Raw genomic sequence first — 9,461 nt, forward strand, 5'->3', positions numbered from 1 at the left:
GGATTCTCCCTCGCCGTGCCGCGCCGGTGTATCCTCGCGGCATGGCCGAAATCGTCAACCTGAACCGTTTCCGCCGGAACAAGGCGAAGGCGGAAAAATCCGTCCAGGCCGCCGCCAACCGGGTGAGCCACGGCCGCACCGGGGCGGAAAAGGCCGCCGACCGCCAGGCCGCCGAGCGCCGCGCCGCCCTGCTGGACGGCGCCCGGCGCGACGACGTGGACGCGCCGGGCGGGGACGAACCCCCGCCCGGACGCTGACCCGTCAGCTCTTCGGCGCGGCCAGGCTGCGGACCTCGTCCATCGCCTCGGCAAAGCGGCGGTTCAGCACGCTCAGCGCCTCGGAGTTGGATTTCTGGATGAGGTCGGCGATCTCCTTCATGTTGCCCACCGCGCGCTCATAGGTGGACTTCAGCATCTCGCTCTGCTTGGCGACCTTCTGCTGCGGGTCGGACTGCTCGGTGACGGCGCGCATGGCGTCCGTCATTTCCGACATCGACTGCTGCAGGATCTCCATGTGCCGCTTCGCCACCGCCTGCGCGCCTTCCAGGGCGACGCGGTTGGCGGAGGAGAGCGCTTCCAGGTTGCGCCGCTGCGCCGCAGCGAGGCTTTCCAGGTCGGGCATGGCGGGCAGCTTCATCTCGGCCAGCATGCGCATGGGGTCGATGTCCCCGGGGCGGTTGAACGCGTCGGACATGGGTTTTCTCTCCTCCCTGAGAGTGCTGTTGCAACGCGCGAGAGCGCGAAGGGGTGCGGTCAGGGTGTGGCCGGGCCGATGCTGGTATAGGGGTTGGGGGCTTCGGGCGGCGAGGGCGGTTCCATCTCCCCGGCCGCGGGCAGGTCCGCATCCTCCGCCGGGGGCGGCGCGGCCAGGTCGCCGTCGGGCAAGCGCAGGGTGCGCGCCACGCGCTCGGCCTGGTCCAGCGCCTTGTCCAGCGCCGACATGGTGGGGCCGAGATCGGCGCTGTCGTCGTTGACCCAGGCACGCGACACGCTCAGCCAGACCCCCACCAACCCCTGCACGCGCAGGCCCCCGGTGAAGCCGGCCGTGTCCACCTCGGCCGCTTCCAGCATCCAGGCCATCGAGGCCATCAGCCCCGGCGACAGCGCCAGCGCCAGCAACGGGTCGCGCCGGAGGTCGGCCTGGAAGCGCAGCAGCCCTTCGCGGTGCGGCGCCAGTGCGTCGAAGCGGCGCATCAGGACGTCGAAGATCCGGTCGCGCACGGTGCCGCCGCCGTTCGGCACCGTGCCGGCCAGCACCGCACGGTCCACCGCCCGGGCATGGGCGGCCAGCAGCGCGAAGGGGCTGGCGCCGAGGCCGCGCAGGCTTTCCAGGCTCTCGCCGCTCTCGTCCGCGATGCGGCGGAAGGTGACGCCGTGCCAGCCATGCTCGGCCACCACGCGCCACAGGGCATCGATCACGCGGGGGTCGAGGTCGGGGGTGTTCTGCATGGGGCAGCAGTTTGGCCCGCCCGGGCGGTTCCGCCACCCCCGTCAGGCGCGAAGGGTGCGCGAAACGGCGCTCAGCCGGCCAGTTCGCGCGACCGTTCGGTGGCGGCGGCGACGGCCCGGCGCACCAGGGCGGGCCAGGCTTCCTCGGCCATCAGCACGGCCAGGGCACGTTCCGTGGTGCCCTTGGGGCTGGTGACGTTCTTGCGCAGCACCGCCGCGTCCTCGGGGCTCTGGGCCAGCAGGGCGCCGGAACCGGCCACCGTGGCGCGCGCCATACGGCGGGCGAGGTCGGCCGGCAGCCCCTGGTCGCGTGCCGCGGCTTCCAGCAACTCGGCCAGCAGGAAGACGTAGGCCGGGCCGCCGCCGGACACGGCGGTCACGGCGTCCAGCAGCCCTTCCTCGGCCACCCAGTCCACCTCGCCCACGGCGGAGAGCAGCGCGTCCGCGAGGTCGCGGCGCTCGCCCGACACGTCGGGGCCGGCAAAGGCGGCGGTGAAGCCCTGGCCGATGGCGGCGGGGGTATTGGGCATGGCGCGCACGATGGCCGCCGGGGCGCCCAGCATCGCCGCCATGCCCGACACGGTGTGCCCGGCCATGATGGACACGAACAGCGCGCCGTCGCGGGCGAAGCGACCATATTCCGGCATGGCGCGGGGCGCTTCCTGCGGCTTGATGGCCAGCAGCACCGCGGCGGGCCGGAAATCGGCCGGCAGCGACGCTGCATCGGGGACGACCCTCACGCCGGGACCCGCCGCGGCATCGGCCCGCGGGTCCACCGCCACGGCCTCGGCGATGCCGCGCGCCAGCCAGCCCGACAGCAGCGCGCCGCCCATCTTGCCGCAGCCCACCAGCAGCACAGGCGGCAGCGGGGCGGTGGACACCGTCACGCCTCGCCCACGCAGTCCAGCATGGCGGCCTGCAGCGCGTCCTGCGGCGAACGACCGCCCCAGAGCACGAACTGAAAGGCCGGAAAGAAGCGCTCGCACTCGGTGATGGCAATGTCCACCATGTCCTCCAGCGATTCCGCCGAGGCGCCGGGCGCGCCGCGCAGCAGCACGGCGTGGCGGAACACCGGCAGCCCGTCCTCGCCCTCCAGCCCGAAATGGCCCATCCACAGCTTCTCGTTGGCCAGGGCCAGCAGCTCGAACAGCTTGGCCCGGCGCTCGGGGGGGACCTTCATGTCGAAGGCGCAGGTGAAGTGCATGGCGCTGATCTCGGACGACCAGGCGAAGTGCAGGCCGTAGTCGCACCACTTCCCCGGGGCTTCCGCAGCCATCTCGCGCGGCGAGCGGCGGTCGAACGCCCACTCGTTGGCCGAGATGATCTGTTCCACCACGTCGAGGGGGTTGGACGCCTTTTCCCGGCGTCCGAGGGCGAGTGGAGCGGTCATCGCGGCACCTCCGTCCCGTCCTTGAGGAGGTTGCGACCACCGAGTCTAGCGGGACTCGGAGGGTCCAGCCCCTAGCTGTTGATACTGCGCCGCAGAACTCGCGGCAACGCCAGGGGCTTCACGGAGGTGTGTCGTTGCGTAACGGCCTCTTTCGCCGGCCACGGTCGGGGATGGGGGCAAGCCCCCGGGGCAAGGGCGGAGAAAGGTAGGGACACCCACCGCACGGCGACGGGCGGAAAGGGGCGCGCGACCCGTTTCCGCCCGCGCCGGCCTCAGTCGCGCCCGCCGCGCGGGTCGGGGCCGGCCTCGTCCGTGCTCTCCGCCACCGGGTTCTCCGGGCGCTTCGGCGGCGCGCCGGCCTCGGGGTCGGGCACCGCGGGCGCCGCGGGCGGGGTCGTGCCGCCGCCCGGCATGCCGCCCGCCGCGCCGCCGCTCTCGCCGGCGGTGGCGCCCGTGGCCCATTGCGGCTCGCCGGTGAAGGGCGAGGCCTGCTTCGCTTCCAGCGCCGCCACCCGGGCGGCCAGGGCCTCCGACTGCTCGCGCGCCCGGCGGGCCAGCTCCATGGCCGCGTCCAGTTCCTCGCGCCGCACCAGCTCCAGGCGCTGGATCATGCCCTCCAGCTGCGAGCGGATCGCTGCCTCCGCCTCGCCGCGCAACCCGGCCAGGGCCGAAAAGGCGCCGCCGGCCACGCCGGCCATGTCGTCGAAGAAGCGCCCGCCGCGCGGGCCACCGCCGAAGCCGCCGAACCCCCCGCCAGTGCTGCCGCCGCCGTTGCCGGGTCCACGTTCGTCCTGCATCTCGCACACTCCCTTGCCGCGCACGGCGCGCGCTGCCATCACCGGCCGCATATGGGGTCTGCACCGCCCCGGTCCTAGCAACGCGGGATGCACCGCCATGTTCCTGGTCACCGGCGGCGCCGGCTTCATCGGCTCCAACCTGGTCGGCGCCCTGTGCGCCCGGGGGGCGGAGGTCACGGTCTGCGACCGGCTGCGGGACGGCGAGAAGTGGCGCCACCTCGCGCCCCATCCCATCGCCGGGATCGTGCCGCCGGAGGAGCTGGACCGCTGGCTGGACGGCGCCAGCGAGATCGAGGGCATCCTCCACCTCGGCGCGATCAGCGCCACCACCGTGCGCGACGGCGACCTGGTGGCCGCCAACAACCTGACCCTGACGCTGAAGCTGTGGGACTGGTGCGCCGAATACCGCGTGCCGCTGATCTATGCCTCCTCCGCCGCCACCTACGGCGACGGCTCGCGCGGCTTCGACGACGACATGGACCCCGCGGCGCTGGCGCAGCTGCAGCCGCTGAACCTGTATGGCTGGAGCAAGCACGCCACCGACCGCCGCGTTGCCGACCTGCTGGCCCGCGGCCGGATGGCGCCGCCGCAATGGGCGGGGCTGAAGTTCTTCAACGTCTACGGCCCCAACGAGGACCACAAGGGCCGCATGGCCAGCGTGGTGCGGCACAAGTTCCTGCAGATCGCCGCCGGCGAGCCCGCGACCCTCTTCGCCTCCGACCGCGAGGGCGTGGAGGATGGCGGCCAGCAGCGCGACTTCGTCCACGTGGACGATTGCGTCGCGGCGATGCTGTGGCTGATCGACCACCACCGCGTGTCCGGCCTGTTCAACTGCGGCTCCGGCACGGCGCGCTCCTTCCGCGACCTCGCCCTGGCGGTCTTTGCCGCGATGGGCCGGGAGCCCGACATCCGCTACGTGCCCATGCCCGACGACCTGCGCGGCAAGTACCAGTACTTCACCGAGGCCCGCATGGACCGGCTGCGCGCCGCCGGCTTCACCCAGGCCCCCACGACGCTGGAAGCCGGCGTCACTTCCTACGTCCAGTCCATGATGAAGGACGCCGCGTGATCCCCGCGATCCTGTTTCCCGCCTTCGACCCGGTGGCCCTGGCCGTCGGGCCCTTCGTGGTGCGCTGGTACGCGCTGGCCTATATCGGCGCCATCGTCCTGGGCTGGTGGGCTGTGCGCCGCCTGGCCGCACTGGCCCCTGTGGCCGCCACGCGGGAACAGGTGGACGACTTCGTCACCTGGGCCACGCTGGGCATCGTGCTGGGCGGGCGGCTCGGCTACGTCATCTTCTACAAGCCCGACCATTACCTGTCCGCCCCCTGGGAAGCGCTCTACCTCTGGCAGGGCGGCATGAGCTTCCACGGCGGCGCCGCGGGGGTGATTCTGGCGCTGTGGCTCTTCACCCGCGCCCGGCGTCTCAGCTTCCTTTCCTTCTCCGACCGCGTCTGCGCCGTGGTGCCGCTGGGCCTGTTCCTCGGCCGCATCGCCAACTTCATCAACGGCGAGCTCTGGGGCCGTGTCACCGACGTGCCCTGGGGCATGATCTTTCCCCATGCCGGGCCGGAGCCGCGCCACCCCTCCCAGCTCTACCAGGCCGGGATGGAGGGTCTGCTGCTGCTGATCATCCTGCAGATCCTGATCCACCGCCCCGCCATCCGCGCCCGCGCCGGCTTCGTGTCCGGGGCCTTCCTGGCCGGCTACGCCGTGGCGCGGATGATCGGCGAGCTGTTCCGCCAGCCCGACGCGCAGCTCGGCTTCCTGTTCGGCGGCGCCACCATGGGGCAGCTGCTCTCGGTGCCGATGCTGCTGGTCGGCCTGTGGCTGATGGCGCGCGCCCGGCCCGACACCACCCCGGCCCCCGGCGCCGTGGCCGGGGACGCGCGGGAACCCGTCGCGGGCAAGGCGTGACTGCAGCCCCCCAGGCCGCGCCGGGCGAGGAGCCTGGGACGGCATCGGGCGCCTCGTCCGGCGACGAGCCCGGGACGCCACCGGGCGCCCCGTCCGGCGATGAGGCCGGGATGGCACCGGGGGCGGCACCCGACGCCGGCCCGGCGCTGCCGCCCCGGGCTACGGCGGAGGCCGAACGGCTGGACCACTTCATGGCCCGCGCCGTCGCCGCCTATTACGCCGGACGTGACCCCTTCGGCGCCGGCGGCGACTTCACCACCGCCCCCGAGATCAGCCAGGTCTTCGGCGAATGCCTCGGCCTCTGGGCGGCGGTCACCTGGCAGCTGATGGGCTCGCCCGACCCCGTGCTGCTGGCCGAGCTCGGCCCCGGCCGCGGCACGCTGATGGCCGACGCCACCCGCGCGATCCGCGAAGTCATGCCCGGCTTCGCCCGCGCCGCCCGCCTGCACCTGGTGGAAACCTCGCCCGCCCTGCGCGCGGCGCAGCGCGCCCGCCTGCCGGACGCCACCTGGCACGACGCGCCCGAGGCACTGCCCGACGGCCCGCTGATCCTGCTGGCCAACGAGTTCCTCGACGCCCTGCCGATCCGCCAGTTCCAGCGGCAGGACGGCCTCTGGCGCGAGCGCTGGGTGCGAAACGGCGCCTTCCTGCTGCGCGACGCCGCCGACCCGCCGACCGCCGACGCCCCGGACGGCACCGTGCGCGAACGCTCCGACGCCGCCCTGGCGATCGTGTCGCGCCTCGCGGCCCGGCTGGCGGCGCAGGGCGGCGCCGCGCTGTTCCTGGACTACGGCAGCGCCGAGGGCGGGGCGGGCGACAGCCTGCAGGCCGTGCGCGCCCACGGCGCCGCCGACCCGCTGGCCGCGCCCGGCACCGCCGACCTGACCGCCCACGTGGATTTCCTGGCCCTGGCGGAGGCCGCCCGCGCCGCCGGCGCCGCGGCGCACGGCCCTCTGCCGCAGGGCATCTTCCTGCGCCGCCTCGGGCTGACGCAGCGCGCCGCGGTGCTGGCCGCGGTCGACCCGCGCCGCGCGGCGGAACACCTCGCCGCGGCGCAGCGCCTCCATGCGCCGGAAGCGATGGGGCTGCTGTTCAAGGCGCTCGCCCTGTGCCACCCCGCCCTGCCGACACCCCCGGGCTTCGAGGCCGCATGACCGCCGAGTTCCTCCGCGCCGAAACGCTGCGCGACGTCCCGCACGGCTTCTTCACCCGCCGCGGCGGCGTGTCGGAAGGCCCCTTCGCGTCGCTGAACTGTTCGCTCTCCGGCGCCGACGATCCCGCCCATGTGGCGGAAAACCGCGCCCTGGTGGCGGCCGCGCTGGACCTGCCGCCGGCGGCGCTGGTCGGGCTGTTCCAGGTGCACGGCGTCGCCGTGGCCACGGTGCGCGAGCCCTGGCCCGACAGCGCCCGGCCGCAGGCGGACGCCGTGGTGACGGACCGGCCCGGCATCGCCCTGGGCATCGTCACCGCCGATTGCGGCCCGATCCTCTTCGCCGACGCGGAGGCCGGGGTGATCGGCGCCTGCCATGCCGGCTGGCGCGGCGCCGTGGCCGGGGTGGCCGAGGCCACCGTGGACGCCATGGAAGCCCTGGGTGCCCGGCGCGACCGCATCGCCGCCGCGCTCGGCCCCTGCATCCGCCAGCCTTCCTACGAGGTCGGCCGCGATGTCTGGGACGCCGTGGGCGACCCGCGCTTCTTCGCCCCCGGCCGGCGCGAGGCGCACTGGCAGTTCGACATGGCGGGCCTCATCGAGTCGCGGCTGCGCGCGGCCGGGCTGCGACAGGTCGAGGTGCTGGCGGCCGACACCCTGCCGGACCAGGCGCGCTTCTTCAGCCACCGCCGCCGCACCCTGGCCGGCGGCGGCCCGATCGGCCACCAGATTTCCGCCATCGCGCTGCCGGCCTCCTGAAGGGCCCGGCCCAGTGCAGGAATTCGGTCCAAGAATCCGTCGATTTTCCTAGGAATCGGGTATACTGCGCCGGCCATGCCGGCCGACCCCTCCCTCGATCACCTGGAAAGGACCTTCGGCGACTCCTACCGCAAGGAGATCGACCAGGAGGAGAATGTCTGGCGCAGCCTGCCCTTCTTTGCCGCCACCCTGGCGCTGCAGGTGGCGGCGCTGGCGCAGATCCGCGACTGGTTCGGCATGCAGCAGGGCGGGGTGTTCTGGGCCGCCGCGGGCCTGCTGGGGGCGGCGGCTGCCGCGACCCTATGCGCCCTGGTCTGCCTGGCGCGCTCCATCTCCCCGGCCGAGCTGCGCTACGTGTCGCGGGAGCCGGAGCTGCTGCGCTACGCCGAGGCGGTGCGTGCCCAGGCGGAAGCCGACGGCGCCTCGCCCGCCCTGGCCAGCGACGCGGCCCTGGCCGCCGTGCGCGCCACGCTGGTGGAGCAGTACGCCTTGGCGGCGGACAACAACCGCGCCGTGAACCAGCGCCGGGCGCGCTGGCGCAACGCGGCCGGGCTGGCGACGCTGTGTTCCGTGCTGGTGTTCGTGGCGCTGGTGGCCCTGGCCGTGGTAAGCGGCCTGCATCAGGCCTCGCCCGCGAGGAGGGTCGCCGAGCCGCATGCCGAGCCGCAGGCTCCCGCTGGAACCATTGCCGCCGCCCCGCTCCCCCCCGGCCGAACGGCCGGGGGAGGGGGCCAGCCCGGCGCCGCCCCGGCCGGACCCCCCGCCCATGCGGGTGGTCCGTAAGGGCTGGTGGCGCGAGCGGGAATCCCGCCGCCCCGCCCGCGCCCTGCGCGAGGAGGACGAGAGCCGCCGGGACTGAACCCCGCCCCGGTGGCGCGGACCCGCCCCGCCAGACTCCTTGCCCGCGGCGCTGAGGCTCGACGGGACGGGCAGGCCCGCCGATAAGCCTCCGCGCCATGCCCTACGTAATCCTATTCTTCCTGCTGATGATGCTGACCCTGATGGCATCCTGCGTGCTGGGCTGAGAGCATGCGCCTTTCCCTCGCCTTCCTGCTCCTGTGTGGCTTGGCGGCCTGCGGCGACCTGCCGCAGCCCTATCGCGGCCGTCCCGGCGGCCTCGCCCGGCAGCTGGTGCAGCCCCCGGCCTATCGCATCGCCGTGCCGGCGCCCGACGCGGCGCTGTTGCCGGACCAGGGCAGCACCGCCCTGGCGGTGGCCATCGCCGAGGCGCTGGAAGCCGCCGAGGTCCCGGCCGTGGCCGGGCCGCCGACCCCGCTGGACTGGCACCTGACCATCACCGCCGAGCGCGAGGGCCGCAACGTGGTGCCGGCCTATGCCCTGTCGGACGCCGATAACCGCCCCCTGGCCCAGGCGCGCGGGACGCCGGTGCCGGTGGAGCGCTGGGCCATGGCCACGGAAGCCACGCTGCGGGACACCGCCGGGCGCGACGCCCCGGCCATCGCGGCGATGCTGGGCCGGGTGGATGTTGCCCAGCGCTCGGCCGACCCCGCCGCCCTGGCCGCCGGGACGCCCCCGCGCATCCGGCTGGTGCCGGTGCGCGGTGCCCCGGGCGACGGCAACCGGGCGCTGGCGGCGCGCATGACGGATTTCCTGGGTACCAAGGGGCTGGTGGTGCAGGACCAGGCCGCCGGCGCCGCCTTCGCGGTGCAGGGCGACGTGACGATGGCGCCGGGCGCCGCCGGCAAGCAGCGCGTGGAGATCCAGTGGATCGTCACCCGCCGCGACGGCTTCGAGCTCGGCCGCGCGCTGCAGCTGAACGAGATCGCCCCGGGCAGCCTGAACGGCCTCTGGGGCGACGTCGCCTACGTGGTGGCGGAGGAAGCCTCCGGCGCGGTGCGCGACATCATCGCCAATGCCGGCGGCTTCGCGGCCGCACCCCCCGGCGCCACGCCGGCCGCCGCCGCGGCGCCGCCGGCCACGGGCAGCGCGCCGCCCGCGCCCGGCGCCGTGCCGGGCGGGCGCCCCGCCGGCCGCTAGGC

Annotated in this window: 12 protein-coding genes; 7 read left to right on the forward strand and 5 right to left on the reverse strand. The window is 74.5% G+C overall.

Annotation, left to right across the window (positions count from 1 at the left end; genetic code table 11):
• The first annotated feature begins 41 nt into the window (after nt 1-41).
• Nucleotides 42-257: a DUF4169 family protein gene (locus tag ACLIBK_RS23630; RefSeq protein WP_415389764.1), complete on the forward strand. Its 216-nt coding sequence runs from the start codon at nt 42-44 to the stop codon at nt 255-257.
• Between the two features lie 4 nt (nt 258-261).
• On the opposite strand, the gene ACLIBK_RS23635 is transcribed toward ACLIBK_RS23630, so the two are convergent.
• The 5 genes from ACLIBK_RS23635 to ACLIBK_RS23655 all read right to left on the reverse strand — a co-directional run bounded on the left by ACLIBK_RS23635 (nt 262) and on the right by ACLIBK_RS23655 (nt 3,635).
• Complete coding sequence (locus tag ACLIBK_RS23635) at nt 262-693, reverse strand: phasin family protein (RefSeq protein WP_415389765.1); 432 nt, start codon at nt 691-693, stop codon at nt 262-264.
• 59 nt (nt 694-752) lie between these two features.
• The gene (locus ACLIBK_RS23640; protein WP_415389766.1) at nt 753-1,448 is read right to left on the reverse strand and encodes a TetR family transcriptional regulator; all 696 of its coding nucleotides are present in this window, start codon (nt 1,446-1,448) and stop codon (nt 753-755) included.
• Between the two features lie 71 nt (nt 1,449-1,519).
• On the reverse strand, nt 1,520-2,329 hold the full coding sequence (gene proC, locus ACLIBK_RS23645) for a pyrroline-5-carboxylate reductase (protein ID WP_415389767.1): 810 nt from the start codon (nt 2,327-2,329) through the stop codon (nt 1,520-1,522).
• A 2-nt stretch (nt 2,330-2,331) separates the two neighbouring features.
• A complete protein-coding gene (locus ACLIBK_RS23650) occupies nt 2,332-2,838 on the reverse strand; it encodes a YbjN domain-containing protein (RefSeq protein ID WP_415389768.1) in 507 nt (168 codons plus the stop codon).
• Between the two features lie 272 nt (nt 2,839-3,110).
• Nucleotides 3,111-3,635, reverse strand: a complete 525-nt coding sequence (locus ACLIBK_RS23655) for an accessory factor UbiK family protein (RefSeq protein ID WP_415389769.1) — start codon at nt 3,633-3,635, stop codon at nt 3,111-3,113.
• Nucleotides 3,636-3,732: 97 nt separating this feature from the next.
• Here ACLIBK_RS23655 and rfaD point away from each other — a divergent pair, with 97 nt between their 5' ends.
• From rfaD to ACLIBK_RS23685, 6 genes are all read left to right on the forward strand, one after another.
• Nucleotides 3,733-4,704: an ADP-glyceromanno-heptose 6-epimerase gene (gene rfaD, locus ACLIBK_RS23660; RefSeq protein WP_415389770.1), complete on the forward strand. Its 972-nt coding sequence runs from the start codon at nt 3,733-3,735 to the stop codon at nt 4,702-4,704.
• A complete protein-coding gene (gene lgt, locus ACLIBK_RS23665) occupies nt 4,701-5,552 on the forward strand; it encodes a prolipoprotein diacylglyceryl transferase (RefSeq protein WP_415389771.1) in 852 nt (283 codons plus the stop codon). The genes rfaD and lgt overlap by 4 nt, the downstream gene beginning before the upstream one ends.
• Nucleotides 5,553-5,662: 110 nt before the next feature.
• On the forward strand, nt 5,663-6,706 hold the full coding sequence (locus ACLIBK_RS23670) for a class I SAM-dependent methyltransferase (protein ID WP_415389772.1): 1,044 nt from the start codon (nt 5,663-5,665) through the stop codon (nt 6,704-6,706).
• The gene (pgeF, locus tag ACLIBK_RS23675; protein WP_415389773.1) at nt 6,703-7,461 is read left to right on the forward strand and encodes a peptidoglycan editing factor PgeF; all 759 of its coding nucleotides are present in this window, start codon (nt 6,703-6,705) and stop codon (nt 7,459-7,461) included. The genes ACLIBK_RS23670 and pgeF overlap by 4 nt, the downstream gene beginning before the upstream one ends.
• A 75-nt stretch (nt 7,462-7,536) precedes the next feature.
• Nucleotides 7,537-8,244, forward strand: a complete 708-nt coding sequence (locus tag ACLIBK_RS23680; RefSeq protein ID WP_415389774.1) for a hypothetical protein — start codon at nt 7,537-7,539, stop codon at nt 8,242-8,244.
• 246 nt (nt 8,245-8,490) lie between these two features.
• Nucleotides 8,491-9,459 carry a hypothetical protein gene (locus tag ACLIBK_RS23685; protein ID WP_415389775.1) on the forward strand — a complete coding sequence of 323 codons (969 nt, stop codon included), beginning with the start codon at nt 8,491-8,493 and terminating at the stop codon, nt 9,457-9,459.
• Nucleotides 9,460-9,461 lie beyond the last annotated feature (2 nt).

Origin of the sequence: Roseomonas sp. BN140053, from assembly GCF_047690175.1 — a bacterium.
Classification (GTDB): domain Bacteria; phylum Pseudomonadota; class Alphaproteobacteria; order Acetobacterales; family Acetobacteraceae; genus Roseomonas.